Source organism: Rhodococcus sp. PML026, assembly GCF_000963615.1.
GTDB classification, from domain to species: Bacteria; Actinomycetota; Actinomycetes; order Mycobacteriales; family Mycobacteriaceae; genus Rhodococcoides; species Rhodococcoides fascians.
In genome coordinates, this window is record NZ_KQ031365.1 from 197,744 (window position 1) to 212,832 (window position 15,089).

The following is a 15,089-nucleotide window of genomic DNA, read 5'->3' on the forward strand; positions in this document are numbered from 1 at the left end:
TGCCGTCATCTGCTTCACGGCCGAGCCCGTCACCATCGGTGGCGGGCTCTGCTCGTTCGAAGGCGAGTTGCATCTCTCCTTCCAGGCCTCCTTTCCTTTCAGACCTCGCGGAAACCTGTCGATCCAGTAGGCTCGGCACGGGAGCCGAAGTTGGGGAGGCGCAGTGAGTCCGAGCGATCGTGGTGTTGCCGCGCCCCGGGTGGTGCTCGTGACCGGTGCCAGTCGATTCCTCGGCGGATACCTCGTGACCCGGCTCGCTCAGAATCCTCGCATCGAACGTGTCATCGCCGTCGACGAGAAATCTCCGAGCAAAGATCTGCTGCGACGTATGGGTCGCGCGGAATTCGTTCGTGCCGACATTCGAAACCCGTTGATCGGCAAGGTGATTCGTAACGCCGGCGTCGATACCGTGGTGCATGCGGCCACGGTCGCCAAGCCCCCGAAATCCGGCGGCCGCGCGACGATGAAAGACCTCAACGTCATCGGAGCCATGCAGCTGTTCGCGGTGTGCCAGAAGTCGCCGACCGTGGAGAAGGTGGTCCTGCGGTCGTCGTCCTCGGTGTACGGATGCAGCGCCAAGGATCCGGTGAAATTCACCGAGGAGATGAGTGCCCGACGCCCACCGAGCGGCGCGTACGCCAAGGACACCATCGACATCGAGGGCTACATTCGCGGACTCGGTCGTCGTCGCCCGGACATCGCGGTATCGATCCTGCGTATGGCCCCACTGATCGGCCCGCGGCTCAACGGCACCATCTCCCGGTACATGACGTCACCGCTGATCCCGAGCATCGTCGGACGCGACGCGCGCATGCAGTTGTTGCACGAGGAGGACGCCCTTGCGGCCCTCGAACGCGCGACCATCGGCGGGCCGGCGGGCACGTTCAACATCGGTGCCGACGGCACCATCATGCTGTCGCAGGCGATTCGACGTGCCGGTCGCGTGCAGGTTCCGGTGCCGTTTCCACTGTTCAAGAGCGTGGGGCGGGCGCTCATGGGCGGAATGATGCGCGAATTCACGACCGAGCAACTCGATTACTTCCATTTCGGCTGCGGGCTGGACACCACACGGATGCGGTCCGTGCTCGGGTTCGAGCCTCGGTGGACCACAGTCCAGGCGTTCGACGACTTCGTGCGCGGCGCGGCTCTTCGGCCGGTCGTCCGAACCGAATGGGTCGACGCGATCGAGAATCGGCTGCTCGGGGCCGTCGACACGGGGGCGTCCGCGGCGCGCGTACTGGCCTCGCTCGGCAGTGCCGACACGGCGCGAGAATCCGGAGCGGACAGGTGAGCGACGTGGCCAAAGTCATTCCCTTGCACGGCGGCGCGTCCGCCCGGTCCGCCCGCGCAGCGCAGGGTTCACGCGAGCGGCACCCATCGGCCTACGCCGATCCACGTGAGCCGACGCCGCTGGTGGACCCGACCCCCGCCGCTTCTGCGGCCACGATCTCCGCAGAAGCGGCACCCGTGCTGTCGATGATCGACGACACCAAGACCGCGATCGTCGACCAGATCTCCTCGGTCGCCGAGTTCGTGCGTCGACGCCTGGCCGGCGACTACAGCGTCGACGAGTTCGGCTACGACTCGCACTTCGCCGATGCCGTGTGGCTGCCGCTGCTGCGTCCGCTGTTCGACAAATGGTTCCGCGTCGAGGTCAAGGGCATCGAGAACATCCCCGCCGAGGGAGGTGCGCTCGTCGTGGCCAACCACGCCGGAGTCGTACCGGTCGATGCGCTGATGACGTCGGTTGCCGTGCGCGATCATCACCCTGCCCACCGGCCGTTGCGAATGTTGGCTGCCGACATGGCATTCGAGATGCCCGGCGTCGGCACGATCGCCCGCAAGGCCGGGCATACGCTGGCGTGCAATCCCGACGCGGAGCGGCTGCTGCGCACCGGGGAAGTTGCCGCCGTGTTCCCGGAGGGCTTCAAGGGCATCGGCAAACCGTTCAGTGAGCGGTACAAGTTGCAGCGGTTCGGCCGCGGCGGGTTCGTCTCGGCTGCACTGCGAACGGGTGCGCCGATCATTCCGTGCTCCATCGTCGGGTCAGAGGAGATCTACCCGAAGATCGGCGACATCGCCCCGCTGGCACGACTGATGGGGATGCCGTACTTCCCGGTGACACCGTTCTTCCCGCATCTCGGGCCGCTGGGCCTGATTCCGTTGCCGTCGAAGTGGTACATCGAGTTCGGCAAGCCCATTCACACCGACTCCTACGACGCCACCGCGTTCGAGGATCCGATGGTGCTCTTCGAGCTGACCGACCACGTGCGCGAAACCATTCAGCACACGCTGTACCGACTGCTTGCCAAGAGACGCAACGTCTTTCTCGGATAGCTCGGGTTATCCTCTGCCAGTGCATATTCGCGACACCATGGTAGAAGACCTCCCCGACATTCTCGACATCCACAACGATGCGGTCGCCAACACCACCGCCATCTGGGACGAGGAACAGGTGGACCTCGCCGATCGCACAGCGTGGTTCGAGGGACGGATCGCTGCCGGGTACCCGGTACTCACCGCGGAGGTCGACGGGCGGGTCGCCGGCTACGCGTCGTACGGACAGTGGCGAGTCAAGAGCGGCTACCGGCACTCGGTGGAACATTCGGTGTACATCCACCGCGACTTCTATCGCCGCGGCCTGGCCAGTGCCTTGCTGAGCGAATTGATCGACCGCGCCCGAGGCGGCGACATCCACGTGTTGGTGGGGTTCATCGAATCCGAGAACACCACGTCCATCGCACTGCACGAGAAGTTCGGATTCGTTCGCGTCGGACAGATGCCGGAGGTGGGGGTCAAGTTCGGGCGCTGGCTGGACCTGACCCTGATGCAACTGACGCTCTGACCCGACGGACGGGCGAGGTCAGGCCTTGCGGCGACCGATCACCGCGGCGAGACCGCCGCCCACCGCGCCGAGGGCCAGCGCAGTGGGAACACCGATCTTGGCGGCCTTGCGTCCGGTGCGATAGTCGCGAATTTCCCAGCCGCGGTTCTTCGCCAGCTCACGCAGGTCCGGATCGGGGTTGATCGCGACCGCGGTACCGACGAGAGAGAGCATCGGCACGTCGTTGTGGCTGTCCGAATACGCGGTGCACCGCTTGAGGTTGAGGCCTTCACGTACGGCCAACGACCGCACCGCATGAGCTTTGCCGATGCCGTGCAGGATGTCGCCGACGAGACGGCCGGTGAAGACGCCGTCCTTACTCTCGGCGACAGTTCCCAGCGCGCCCGTCAGGCCCAGCCGCTTGGCGATGATCTGCGCCAGTTCGAGGGGAGTGGCGGTGACCAGCCACACCTGCTGACCTGCGTCGAGGTGCATCTGGGCGAGGGCACGGGTGCCCGCCCAGATCTTGTCGGCGATCATCTCGTCGTAGATTTCCTCGCCGAGCCGGCTCAGCTCGGCAGTGGGGCGACCGGTGATGAACGAGAGCGCCTTCTCGCGGCCACTGGCCACGTCCTCGCTGTTCTCCTTGCCGCTGACCCTGAATTTGACTTGCTGCCAAGCGAATTGGGCGACGTCGCCCGTGGTGAAGTACTTTCGGGCGGCGAGTCCGCGCGCGAAGTGGATGATCGACGCGCCCTGGACCATGGTGTTGTCCACGTCGAAGAAGGCGGCTGCGGTCAGATCGCGGGGAACCGCTCCCTCGGACTCGACCTGCAGGGCGAGAGCGGCATCGGCGCTCGCTTCACCCGCGACGTTGGCGCGGACCTCCGCATCGGACGGGCCGAACGGATTGCGAATCCGGCGAATACGCCGCTTGCGCTGCTTGTCCCCGTCCGGATCGTTCGTGTCGACCATGTCGACATCGGGCGTGTCCTCGATCGGCAGGTCTGTGCCCCCGTCAGTCACCACGTCCACCTCCCTCGCCAGTACGTCACTCGCAGCCTAATGCGTGCGTCCGACACGAGCGTCGCACGACGGCACCTACCGACGATGAACAGTTCCCGACGCACCGCGCAGCTGTGACCTTCGTCTCTGTTACCGGCATGTCAGAGTGGACGGATGGAAACGACTCCGTCCGGCGTGGCACTTCTCACCCGCGCAGGCTGCCATTCCTGCACCCACGCGTCCGCGGTGCTCCACGAGGTGTGCGCCGAATTCGGCGTCGCCGTGACGGTCATCGACGTGGACGAGGCCGCAGCCGAATCGCCTGACCTGCGCGCGGAGTACGGCGACCGAGTGCCCGTGGTGCTACTCGACGGTGTCGAGCACAGTTACTGGGAGGTCGACGTGCCCCGATTGCGGGCCGATCTGGGCCGGGCAGGGCACCCTAAGAACGTGTGATTGCTCTCCGTGTGCAGGTGAGGGCCGGTATGCGCAACTTTGTTCATTCGTTCACAAGCAGTTACCGTGGTGTGAACAGCATTCGTGAAATAGACACGAACGCAGGATCAGCGTGAAGACCGGCATCGACGCCGTTCGGACGAGGAGCCCCAGACGTGACCGAAGAGCGCCCGTCGCCCAGCGGCGTAGAGCGGGTCATCCCTCAGGCTACGGTCACTCGTCTGGCGACATACCTGCGGGTCCTCTCGATCCTTGCAGACGAAGGCGTTCTCATCGTCTCGAGTGAAGAGCTTGCCACCGCAGCAGGCGTCGGATCTGCGAAATTGCGCAAAGATCTCTCGTTCCTCGGACCCAACGGTGTGCGCGGAGTCGGTTACGACGTCGCGCGCCTGCGCGCCAAGATCGACAGTGCTCTCGGGCTCGACCGTGGCCACCGCGTCGTACTGGCCGGTGTGGGCAACCTCGGTCAGGCCCTCGCCGGATACGGCGGCTTCGCACGTCGCGGATTCACCATGGTCGGCCTGTTCGACAACGACCCCGCGCGAGTCGGCACCGAGGTCGAGGGACTCACCGTTCGGCATATCGACGAGCTCGAACACGCCTGCCGCGAACTCGAGGCGACCATCGGTGTCATCGCCACTCCCGACGAGGCCGTCCACCAGGTGGCGGGCCGGTTCGTTTCGGGCGGAGTCGAGTGCATCCTGAGTTTCTCGCCGATGGTGCTCGACGTCCCCGACCACGTCGAAGTACGCCGAGTGGACCTGGCCGTCGAGATGCAGGTTCTGTCCTTCAACAGCTCCCGCAACGTGTCCGGGCCGACGATCGTGACGGCCCCGGTGCCGACGCCCGTGTCGGCGTCACCACTGCCCTCCACCTCGCGTCTGGGTCGCAGTCACGGCCCGCGCATCGCCGGTAATCCAAGCCCAGTCAACAGTTCGACAAGAAACGGATCGGTGATTGCACCGTGAGTGTCCTTCTCGTCGGGATATCGCACCGTAGCGCTCCCGTCGCAGTCCTCGAGCGTGTCGCCATCACGGACACCGATCGCCCGAAACTGACCGACAAACTGATGGCCAGCGGAAACATCTCCGAGGTCATGGTGGTCTCCACGTGCAACCGCGTCGAGATCTACGCGGTCGTCGACGCGTTCCACGGCGCACTGACCGCCGTCGGCGAAGTTCTCGGTGAGCACTCCGGCCTCGAAATCGCCGACCTGACCAAGCACGCCTACGTTCGGTACAGCGAGGCCGCCGTCGAGCACCTGTTCGCCGTGGCCAGTGGCCTGGACTCGATGGTCATCGGAGAGCAGCAGATCCTCGGCCAGATTCGATCGGCCTACGCCGCCTCGGACGGTCAGCAGGCATCGGGCCGCGTCATGCACGAACTCGCGCAGCAGGCTCTGCGAGTCGGCAAGCGCGTGCACAGCGAAACCGGCATCGACGCCGCCGGAGCCTCGGTGGTGTCCGTCGCTCTCGACCGCGCCGCAGACGTGTTCGGCGGCTCGCTCCGCGGCCGCACCGCGGTGGTCCTCGGCGCAGGAGCGATGGGCGGACTCGCCGTCGCACACCTGGGCCGCGCCGGAATCGACTCGCTGACCGTCGTCAACCGCACCCGCGAACGAGCCGACCACCTGGCCGAGAACGCCGTCTCGAACGGAATCACCGCCTCCTCGGTTGCGCTCGAGAACCTGGCCGACGCAGTGGCCGCCGCCGACATCCTCGTCACCTGTACCGGTGCGGTGGGGGCCGTCGTCTCCATCGCCGACGCCCACCTCGCACTCGCCCGCCGCGACGCAGACCGGCCGCTCGTGATCTGCGACCTGGGACTGCCGCGCGACGTCGACCCGGCCGTCTCCGGTCTGCCGGGCATCACCGTCTTCGACATGGAATCCCTGCAGCGCGACCCCGCTGCCGGAGCTGCCGCGAACGACGCGTCGGCCGCACGCGAGATCGTTTCCAACGAACTCTCGGGTTACCTTGCGGGACAACGACTTGCCGAGGTCACCCCCACCGTCACAGCGCTGCGCCAGCGCGCCGCCGAGGTGGTCGAGGGGGAACTGCTGCGGCTCGAGTCGCGGCTGCCCGGGCTCGACTCCCCGCAGCGTGACGAAGTGGCCCGCACCGTGCGCCGCGTCGTCGACAAGTTGCTGCATTCACCGACGGTGCGCGTCAAGCAGCTCGCCAGCACTCCCGGCGGAGATTCCTATGCTGCGGCGCTGCGCGAATTGTTCGAGCTCAGCCCCGGTTCGGTCGAGGCCGTGGCGACTCCCATGGAAATCGGCTCCCTGGAGTTGGTCGACGACTTCACGGCGAGCCGTACCGATCTTCGCCCCGGAACCACCGCCGAGGGGGATCAGGAATGACCGGCGTCGTCAAGATCGGTACTCGCGGAAGCCTTCTCGCGACCACTCAGGCCGATACGGTTCGGGTGACTCTCGCAGCGGCGGGAGTCGAAGCCGAACTGGTGATCGTCAAGACCGCAGGCGACCTGTCGGCAGCACCGGTGCAGACCATCGGCGTCGGAGTGTTCACCGCGGCGTTGCGTGAGGCCCTGGCCGACGGCACCGTCGACATCGCCGTGCACTCGTACAAGGATCTGCCGACCGCCGCCGACGAGCGCTTCACCATCGCTGCCATTCCGGCGCGTGAAGATCCCCGCGATGCACTGGTGGCCCGCGACGGGCTCGTGCTCGGTGAGCTGCCCGCCGACGCGAAGGTGGGTACCTCCGCACCCCGCCGAATTGCTCAATTGCGTGCTCTCGGACAGGGATTGGACGTTCGACCCCTGCGCGGCAACCTCGACACCCGCATCGGCAAGGTGGCCTCGGGTGAGCTCGACGCCGTCATCGTCGCGCGGGCAGGACTGGCCCGTATCGGCAGGTTGGACGTCGTCACCGAAGCGCTGGATCCGGTGCAGTTGCTGCCGGCTCCCGCACAGGGTGCACTGGCCGTCGAATGTCGCAGTGGCGACACCGATCTCGCCGCCTCCATCGCCACACTGGACGATGCACATTCGCGGGCCGCAGTGGCCGCCGAACGCGGACTGCTCGCCGAACTCGAAGCCGGCTGCACCGCGCCGGTGGGTGCCATCGCCGAGGTCGTCGAGTCCATCGACGAGGACGGCCGCATCTTCGACGAGTTGTCGCTGCGCGGCTGCGTCGCGGCCATCGACGGCAGCGACACCATTCGCGCGTCGATCGTCGGGTCACCCGACCGGGCCGAGGAACTGGGCCGCGAACTGGCCCGCGAACTACTCGATCTCGGTGCACGCGAACTCGTTTCGGTCACCGAACCAGCACAGGGCGGATCTCATGTCTAGGGCAATAACGGCACCCGTTCGCGGACGCGCCAAACGCGCGGCGACCCGTCCCGTAGTGCGAAGAGAGTCGATCGCCACTGCCCGGCTGATTCCCAAACGGGGCACCGCAACCCCGATAGAACTGCAGTACCCATACAAGACAGCACTGGAGAACAACCGATGAGCCCAGTCCGCAAGAACACCAACGGACGGATCCTGTTCGTGGGATCCGGGCCCGGTGACCCGGCTCTGCTCACGGTCCGGGCACGGGAAGTGCTCGGAGCGGCCGAGCTCGCTTTCACCGATCCCGACGTCGACAAGGGTGTCACCGCTCTCGTCGGTGCCGACGTCCCTCGCGACGCCGAGACGGGTGAGAACGGGGTCGAGGTGCGCCCGGCACTGGGTGAGCCCGCCGAGGTCGCCAAAACCCTTCTCGCCGAAGCCAAGAACGGCCACGATGTGGTGCGTCTGGTCTCGGGAGATCCGCTGACCACCGACTCGGTGATCGCCGAGGTCAGTGCCGTGGCCCGCACTCACGTGCCGTTCGAGGTGCTGCCCGGTCTGCCTTCGGGCTCCGCGGTACCCAGTTACGCAGGCATGGCACTCGGCTCCGGCCACACCGAAGCGGACGTTCGCGGCGAGGTCGACTGGGCTGCACTCGCGGCTGCTCCCGGCCCGCTGGTGTTGCACGCCACGGCGGGGCACCTGGCCGAAACCGCCAGTGCCCTCGTCGAACACGGCCTGGCACCGCAGACACCTGCAGCCATCACCGTGCGCGGCACCACCCGTCAGCAGCGCACCGTCGAGGCCACACTGGCCACCCTCAACGACGCGGGATCCGAGCTCGTCGGATCTCTGGTGGTCACCGTCGGCAAGGTCGTCTCCGGACGAAACAAGATGTCCTGGTGGGAGTCTCGCGCACTGTACGGCTGGACCGTGCTGGTGCCGCGCACCAAGGACCAGGCCGGCGAGATGAGCGATCGCCTCGTCACCCACGGGGCCATCCCCATCGAAGTTCCGACCATCGCCGTCGAGCCCCCGCGCAGCCCGGCTCAGATGGAACGGTCCGTCAAGGGCCTGGTCGACGGCCGCTACCAGTGGGTCGTGTTCACCTCGACCAACGCCGTTCGCGCGGTGTGGGAGAAGTTCGAGGAATTCGGCCTGGACGCGCGTGCGTTCTCCGGCGTCAAGATCGCCTGTGTCGGTGAGGCAACCGCGGCCAAGGTGCGCTCGTTCGGCATCAATCCCGAACTCGTTCCGTCGGGGGAGCAGAGCTCGCTCGGACTGCTCGAGGACTTCCCGCCGTACGACGAGGTCTTCGACCCGGTCAATCGAGTTCTGTTGCCGCGCGCCGACATTGCTACCGAGACGCTCGCCGAAGGGCTGCGCGAACGCGGCTGGGAGATCGACGACGTCACGGCCTACCGCACCGTCCGGGCAGCGCCGCCCCCCGCCGAGACCCGCGAGATGATCAAGACCGGTGGATTCGACGCGGTGTGCTTCACCTCGAGCTCCACCGTGCGGAACCTGGTCGGCATCGCAGGTAAGCCGCATGCTCGCACGCTCGTCGCGTGCATCGGCCCGAAGACCGCCGAGACGGCCGTCGAGTTCGGTCTGCGCGTGGACGTGCAGCCGGAGTCGGCTCAGGTCGGACCGCTGGTCGAGGCACTGGCAGAACACGCGGCTCGGCTGCGGGCCGAGGGTGCACTGCCGCCACCGCGCAAGAAGTCACGCAGGCGGTAAGAAGTCACGCAGGCGGTAAGAAGTCACGCAGGCGCTGAATGCGCCTCGTGCGCGTTGTGCGTAGCTCCGGCCACACACAACGCGCACGACGAACCAAGTGAGGCAGGTTCGCTTGTTCCCCACCGACCGTCCCCGACGCCTTCGCCGCACTCCGGCACTGCGCCGCCTCGTGGCCGAAACGTCGCTGCAGCCACGGCATCTGGTGTTGCCGATGTTCGTCGCCGACGGCATCTCCGAGCCCCGCGCGATCAGCTCGATGCCCGGAGTGTTCCAGCACACGCTGGACTCGCTGAGCAGGGCCGCCGAGGAAGCAGTCGCAGCCGGTGTCGGCGGCGTGATGTTGTTCGGTGTCCCCAAGGTCGAGGACAAGGACGAGAACGGTTCGGGGGCAACTGATTCCGACGGAATTCTCAACCGGGGCCTGGCCCGTCTGAAAGCCGATCTCGGTGACTCGACGGTCATCATGGCCGACACCTGCCTCGACGAGTTCACCTCGCACGGCCACTGCGGTGTGCTGAGCGAGAACGGCTCGATCGACAACGACGCGACGTTGCTGCGGTACGTCGACATGGCCGTCGCGCAGGCGGAATCCGGAGCGCACCTGCTCGGGCCGAGCGGCATGATGGACGGCCAGGTCGGTGCCATTCGTGCTGGACTCGATGCGGCCGGTCACGTCGAGGTGGGGCAGCTGGCGTATTCGGCCAAGTACGCGTCTGCGTTCTACGGACCGTTTCGTGAAGCGGTCGGCTCGTCGCTGCAGGGTGACCGTCGGACGTATCAGCAGGACGCGGCCAACCGCCGTGAGGCGACCCACGAGGTCGAGCTCGATCTTGCCGAGGGTGCCGACATGGTGATGGTCAAGCCGGCGATGTCGTATCTGGACATTCTCCGCGACGTGGCCGAGATGTCACCGGTTCCGGTTGCGGCGTACCAGATTTCGGGGGAGTATGCCATGATCACCGCCGCTGCCCAGAACGGGTGGATCGACCGGGATGCCGCCGTCCTCGAATCGCTCGTCGGCATCAGGCGCGCCGGTGCAGATGTCGTACTGACCTACTGGGCAACCGAAGTGGCGGGCTGGCTGTGAACGATTTTCCTCCGAGCAACAACGCGGACGGTAGCAATCCTGACAGCAACGTGCCGAACAATCCTCCGTTGCAACCGGACTGGCAGCGCTGGGAGCTCGAACACGGCTTCCCTCAGTCCGGTCCCGAGCTCGAGCCGTCCGCTCGCCCGGCACCGGTGGATGTGGAGACTGCCCGGCACCTGTGGTGGGGAGTTGCGCTGATCGGTGCGATCTCGGCGCTGTACTCGGTGTGGACGCTGTTCGGCGCACGCGCGGAATTCGCGCAGTCTTTGCTCGACGACCTCGCAGCACAGGGTGCGGCGGCGGACATGACCGTCGAGTCCACGCAGTCGATGGTGACGGTGATGCTCGTCGTGACGCTGTTCGTCGTCGTGGGATTCGGTGCCCTGTTCCTGTTCTGGGTGAAGCGGATGCGTGCCGGCAAGATGTGGGCGCGCATGCTGCTGACCGTCATCGGCTCGATCACTGTGTTCACCACGATTCTCGACCTGTTCGCGATCGCATCGAGTACCGGTGCGATGAACATCGTCATGAGCGTGCTGAGCATCGGCCAAGGTGTGCTTGCTGCGGGTGCGATCTACCTGATGCACCGCAAGGAATCCAACGAGTACTTCCTGTCCTCGCGGAAGCGCTGATTTCGAGCGTGTTCCGCGCGCTGAGCCCGCCGGTGTGACTACCATCACTTTCGATAAACGTATCGAGTGATCGGATCGAACATGGCAGAGAACATTCCGGTGCCGCCCAGTCGTGCCCTCCCGGAGTCGATCGCGGCGGCCGAGAGCAACGCGTGTCCCGCCGAGAACGGCAGGCCCGGGTGGGCATTGCTCGGTCTGCTGCTCGCCGTGTCGGCGGCCATCGCCATCATGGCGCTGGGAATCTCTGCCGGCTGAACTCCGTGCCACCGCGCGGTGGCAGTATGTCGAGCGTGAGTGCTGACATTGACGAATCGATGGTTCGTCCCCGGGTGGTCTCCACCGCGTACTGGTTGTGGTTGGCGTCGGCAGTGATGCTGATCGTCGTCTGCATGATCGCGCTCACGCTGCCCGTCGATCAGATCCGCGCGTCGTTCACCGACGGCGGTGCGAGCGACGAACAGATCGACTCCTTTCTGACCGTGTTCCGAGGTCTCGGTGTCATCTTCGGCGTGGTCGGCCTGGCAGTGGGGCTGATGTCGGGCCCCGTCCGAGGTGGCGACCGACGGTTCCGACGGGCGTTGGTGGCGCTGTCCGGGGCCACCGCGCTGCTCTTGACCTTCGCCGCGCTGGTCTTCCCGTTCGTGTTGCTGATCATCACGATCGCACTGGTCGTTGCATCGGTGCTGGTGTATCGACCGTCGGCGCGAGAGTGGTTCGTCCGTGAGCAATGATCCCGGCGGCACCGATCCCGTTCTGTTCCACGAGCCCGGTGGTCGTTGGCGCGCCCTGCTGTGGGGCCCCGCGTTCTGTCTGGTGGTGCTCGCGGTCGAGCTGGCGTCGGGACCGGTGATCCACTGGTTCGCCCTGGCGCTGTTCTCGCTGATTCTCGTCGGACTGACCTACGTACAGCTCCGCGCGGCCCGCATGCATGTCAGCGTCGAGCTGACCACTCGGCAGCTGCGGCAGGGGACCGAAACCGTCGACGTCGCCGAGATCACGGAGATCTTCCCGCCTGCCGAGTACGAGGACGGCGAATACGAGCCGAAGAAGTGGGAAACCGCACGCGTTCTCGGTGAGCTCTCGGGGGTGCCGCGCAAACGGCACGGCATCGGGCTGCGACTGGTCGGTGGCGGTCTGGTGCAAGCGTGGGCGAAGGACGACGACGGTCTACGCGCCGCACTCGAGACGGCGAAGCAGGAGTACGTGTGAGGAAGTCCGTCGGCTGGGTGGAACTGGTCCTCGCAGCGGTCGCGGTGATCTGCGCGATGGTGTGCTGGAAGGCAGGCGTACGCACCACCGAATTCGCCGCCGTTCCCGACGTGTCTCCGGCGTACACGGGCACGTACTATTCGGGGTCGTGGATTGCGGTCGCCGCCCTGGCGGTGATCGTCGGGGGACTGGTTGCCATCGATGGCGTCCGTCGACTGCTGACGGACGAACCTCCCCATACCGGGTAGGGGTATGATCGACGGCATGAGCAGCTACAGCGCCGAACAGGACGACCTGCTGAAAAGACTGCGTCGCATCGAGGGGCAGGTGGCCGGCATTTCACGCATGGTCGCCGACGACCGGTACTGCATCGATGTTCTCACCCAGGTATCCGCGGTGACGAAGGCGTTGCAGTCCGTCTCGCTGAAGCTGCTCGACGCCCACCTCGCCGGGTGCGTCGTCGACGCCGCGCGGCAGGGCGGACCCGAAGCAGACGCGAAAGTCAAAGAGGCGTCCGAGGCCATTGCGCGTCTCGTACGTTCCTGACCAGGCACAGGAGGCAACAAAATGCAGACGACCTACTCCGTCGAAGGTATGACGTGCGCGCATTGCGCAGCGTCGGTGAAAGAAGAAGTGTCCGAGGTTCCGGGCGTCACGGGCGTCGATGTGGACGTCGACACCGGAGCCGTCGTGATCAGCAGCGACGCGGAACTCGACGCTGCTGCCGTCGACGCCGCGATCGAAGAAGCCGGCTACCGAATCGCGTCCTGACTGCGTCGGCCATCTCCTCGGTGTGTTTATGATCGTGTGATACCGGTCATATCGGGCTGGTGGCCGATCGTCGTCAGGAGTGTGGATGAACAAGCTGGTGTCCAGTTCCGGAGTACTCGCCGCCAGCGTCTTCCTGACGCTGGCATGCTCGACGGGCGCGACGGCACAGGCCGATCCACTGCCCGACCTGACGGTCACCACCGTGCTCGACGGGCTCGCGAAACCGTGGGATGCCGTGGTTGCCCCCGACGGGACGGTGCTGACCGGCGAGCGAGCGGGGCGATTCGTCATTCGTGATGTCGGCGGTGCCACTCGCGAGCTCGAAGCGGATCTCGGCGACCTCTACGCGTCGGGCGAGACAGGCCTGATGGGCATCGCACTGGCGACGGACTTCGCCACATCCAGAACCATCTACACCTGCCAGGGCGTGCAGGGTCAGGGAACAGGTGCCGGCAGTGCGGGCACCGGTAGTGCGGGCGGGGGCACCGACAACCACATCGCCGTGGTGTCGTGGACCGTCGACTCTGCATGGACCGAGTTGACGCGCACCGGCACACTCGTCGACGACATCCCCGTCGCCGACGGTGGTCGCCACGGCGGCTGCCGCATCTTGGCCCACCCCGACGGCACCCTGTACATCGGAACCGGCGACACCGCGTCGCCGTCGGTGCCGCAGGATCGAAACTCGTTGGGCGGGAAGGTTTTGCACATCAACGCCGATGGCTCGGCGGCGGCCGATGCACCCGGCCGCGTCTTCACGCTCGGTCATCGCAATGTGCAGGGGCTCGCAATACGACCCGGCACTCAGGACATCTACGAGGTGGAGCAGGGCACCACCAGGGACGACGAACTCAACCTGTTGGTCCCCGGCGGCAACTACGGCTACCGGCCGGATCGGCTGCCGTTCGTCTACGACGAGTCGGTGCCGATGACCGATCCCACCCGGGTGCCCGGGGCCCGCGCGGCGGTGTGGAGTTCGGGTAGTCCCACGATCGCAACCCCCGGCCTGACGTTCGCGAACGGCGCGGGATGGGGTTCCTGGAACGGTGCCGCAGTGGTGTCGAGTCAGCAGGGCGAGAAGCTCGTGTTCCTGAAGCTGTCCGAGGACGGCACGGACTACGTCGACGAAGCCGACGCCCTGGTGGGTACCTACGGTCGGCTGCGCTCGCTCACCAGCTTCGGAAGCGACGGGGCCTTCCTGCTGACCACCGACAACGGATCCGACGACAAGGTTCTGCTCGTCACCCCCGCTGCCGACTGATGTGCGGCCCCGAGGTCGTCGAAACTGTTCACCGCAGAATCGGACGTAGGGCGCTGTTCGGGTCGTTGGGGGCAGCTGCCCTGACGGTTGCGGCCGGCGGTGCTGCACACGCCGCACCGGCGGTCGTACCGGCGATCCCCGCGGGTCGACTGATCGATCTGACGCACACGTTGAGTCCGACGTTTCCGGTGTGGCCGGGTAACGAACCGTTCTCGATGCACCCGGTCGCCGCCTACGAGTTGGGTGGCTTCCTCGTCAACAAGCTCTCGTACTACGAGCACACGGGCACGCACATCGATGCCCCCGCACACCGAGTGCGCGGCGGTGCGACGGCCGACATCCTGCCGCTGGAAGACCTGACGCCCCGCTGGTCGTGCTGGACATCTCCGCGCGGGCCGCGTCGGATCCGGAATCGGTCGTGACGACCGAGGACATCGCTCGATGGGAGCTCGAGCACGGACGCATACCCGATCGCACGCTGGTGGTCATGCACAGTCGATGGCAGGGCCGGCTCGCCGAACGTGCCGCACCCGGGTTCGGCGGTGACGCGGCACAGATGCTGGTGCGCGAGCGCAACGTCGTCGGAATCGGGGTCGACACGCTCAGTCTCGATCGGATGAACGACCGCGACTATCCAGCGCACACAGCGGTACTCGGCGCAGGCCGATACGGAGTGGAGGCACTGGCGAATCTGGATGCCGTGCCCCCGACAGGGGCCACGGTCGTCGTCGGCGCACCGAAGCACGCGGGCGCGACCGGTGGTCCCTGCCGGGTCTTCGCGATCTCTCCCGGCTGAACCCC

The 15,089-nt window shown here is 66.4% G+C and carries 18 protein-coding genes and 1 pseudogene; 18 read left to right on the forward strand and 1 reads right to left on the reverse strand.

Features of this window, described 5'->3' with window-relative positions; genetic code table 11:
• Nucleotides 1-163: 163 nt before the first annotated feature.
• Genes VF34_RS00990 through VF34_RS01000 form a run of 3 tightly spaced genes read left to right on the forward strand, consistent with a single transcriptional unit; the run spans nt 164 to nt 2,845 of the window.
• Nucleotides 164-1,291 carry an NAD-dependent epimerase/dehydratase family protein gene (locus VF34_RS00990; protein ID WP_228139283.1) on the forward strand — a complete coding sequence of 376 codons (1,128 nt, stop codon included), beginning with the start codon at nt 164-166 and terminating at the stop codon, nt 1,289-1,291.
• The gene (locus tag VF34_RS00995; RefSeq protein WP_045840646.1) at nt 1,288-2,337 is read left to right on the forward strand and encodes a lysophospholipid acyltransferase family protein; all 1,050 of its coding nucleotides are present in this window, start codon (nt 1,288-1,290) and stop codon (nt 2,335-2,337) included. Before VF34_RS00990 ends, VF34_RS00995 begins: the two co-directional genes overlap by 4 nt.
• Nucleotides 2,338-2,374: 37 nt before the next feature.
• Nucleotides 2,375-2,845, forward strand: a complete 471-nt coding sequence (locus tag VF34_RS01000; protein WP_269431362.1) for a GNAT family N-acetyltransferase — start codon at nt 2,375-2,377, stop codon at nt 2,843-2,845.
• An 18-nt stretch (nt 2,846-2,863) separates the two neighbouring features.
• On the opposite strand, the gene VF34_RS01005 is transcribed toward VF34_RS01000, so the two are convergent.
• Complete coding sequence (locus VF34_RS01005; protein ID WP_045840673.1) at nt 2,864-3,799, reverse strand: HAD family hydrolase; 936 nt, start codon at nt 3,797-3,799, stop codon at nt 2,864-2,866.
• Between the two features lie 204 nt (nt 3,800-4,003).
• Between VF34_RS01005 and VF34_RS01010 the strand changes: the two genes are divergently transcribed.
• The 15 genes and pseudogenes from VF34_RS01010 (at nt 4,004) to VF34_RS01080 (ending at nt 15,084) form a co-directional block, all read left to right on the forward strand.
• Nucleotides 4,004-4,285: a glutaredoxin family protein gene (locus VF34_RS01010; protein ID WP_027498351.1), complete on the forward strand. Its 282-nt coding sequence runs from the start codon at nt 4,004-4,006 to the stop codon at nt 4,283-4,285.
• Between the two features lie 155 nt (nt 4,286-4,440).
• Nucleotides 4,441-5,253, forward strand: coding sequence for a redox-sensing transcriptional repressor Rex (locus VF34_RS01015; RefSeq protein ID WP_045840647.1), 813 nt, complete (start codon nt 4,441-4,443; stop codon nt 5,251-5,253).
• Nucleotides 5,250-6,647: a glutamyl-tRNA reductase gene (locus VF34_RS01020; RefSeq protein WP_032365215.1), complete on the forward strand. Its 1,398-nt coding sequence runs from the start codon at nt 5,250-5,252 to the stop codon at nt 6,645-6,647. Before VF34_RS01015 ends, VF34_RS01020 begins: the two co-directional genes overlap by 4 nt.
• Nucleotides 6,644-7,603, forward strand: coding sequence for a hydroxymethylbilane synthase (gene hemC / locus VF34_RS01025; RefSeq protein ID WP_045840648.1), 960 nt, complete (start codon nt 6,644-6,646; stop codon nt 7,601-7,603). The genes VF34_RS01020 and hemC overlap by 4 nt, the downstream gene beginning before the upstream one ends.
• A 159-nt stretch (nt 7,604-7,762) precedes the next feature.
• Nucleotides 7,763-9,325, forward strand: coding sequence for a bifunctional uroporphyrinogen-III C-methyltransferase/uroporphyrinogen-III synthase (locus VF34_RS01030; RefSeq protein ID WP_027498347.1), 1,563 nt, complete (start codon nt 7,763-7,765; stop codon nt 9,323-9,325).
• A gap of 112 nt (nt 9,326-9,437) precedes the next feature.
• Nucleotides 9,438-10,412, forward strand: coding sequence for a porphobilinogen synthase (hemB, locus tag VF34_RS01035; RefSeq protein ID WP_032369915.1), 975 nt, complete (start codon nt 9,438-9,440; stop codon nt 10,410-10,412).
• A complete protein-coding gene (locus tag VF34_RS01040; RefSeq protein ID WP_230073313.1) occupies nt 10,409-11,047 on the forward strand; it encodes a hypothetical protein in 639 nt (212 codons plus the stop codon). The genes hemB and VF34_RS01040 overlap by 4 nt, the downstream gene beginning before the upstream one ends.
• 81 nt (nt 11,048-11,128) lie before the next feature.
• Nucleotides 11,129-11,302, forward strand: a complete 174-nt coding sequence (locus tag VF34_RS01045; protein WP_155288423.1) for a hypothetical protein — start codon at nt 11,129-11,131, stop codon at nt 11,300-11,302.
• A gap of 35 nt (nt 11,303-11,337) precedes the next feature.
• Entirely contained in the window at nt 11,338-11,778 is a 441-nt protein-coding gene (locus tag VF34_RS01050) for a hypothetical protein (RefSeq protein ID WP_027498344.1), read from the forward strand.
• A complete protein-coding gene (locus tag VF34_RS01055; RefSeq protein ID WP_032369770.1) occupies nt 11,768-12,256 on the forward strand; it encodes a hypothetical protein in 489 nt (162 codons plus the stop codon). The genes VF34_RS01050 and VF34_RS01055 overlap by 11 nt, the downstream gene beginning before the upstream one ends.
• Entirely contained in the window at nt 12,253-12,504 is a 252-nt protein-coding gene (locus VF34_RS01060; protein ID WP_032369769.1) for a hypothetical protein, read from the forward strand. Before VF34_RS01055 ends, VF34_RS01060 begins: the two co-directional genes overlap by 4 nt.
• A gap of 16 nt (nt 12,505-12,520) precedes the next feature.
• On the forward strand, nt 12,521-12,802 hold the full coding sequence (locus tag VF34_RS01065; protein WP_027498342.1) for a metal-sensitive transcriptional regulator: 282 nt from the start codon (nt 12,521-12,523) through the stop codon (nt 12,800-12,802).
• 21 nt (nt 12,803-12,823) lie between these two features.
• A complete protein-coding gene (locus VF34_RS01070) occupies nt 12,824-13,027 on the forward strand; it encodes a heavy-metal-associated domain-containing protein (protein ID WP_027498341.1) in 204 nt (67 codons plus the stop codon).
• Nucleotides 13,028-13,112: 85 nt separating this feature from the next.
• Nucleotides 13,113-14,288, forward strand: coding sequence for a PQQ-dependent sugar dehydrogenase (locus tag VF34_RS01075; protein WP_032386198.1), 1,176 nt, complete (start codon nt 13,113-13,115; stop codon nt 14,286-14,288).
• Nucleotides 14,288-15,084 (forward strand): annotated as a pseudogene (locus VF34_RS01080) (cyclase family protein). Before VF34_RS01075 ends, VF34_RS01080 begins: the two are co-directional and overlap by 1 nt.
• The last annotated feature ends 5 nt before the right edge of the window (nt 15,085-15,089 follow it).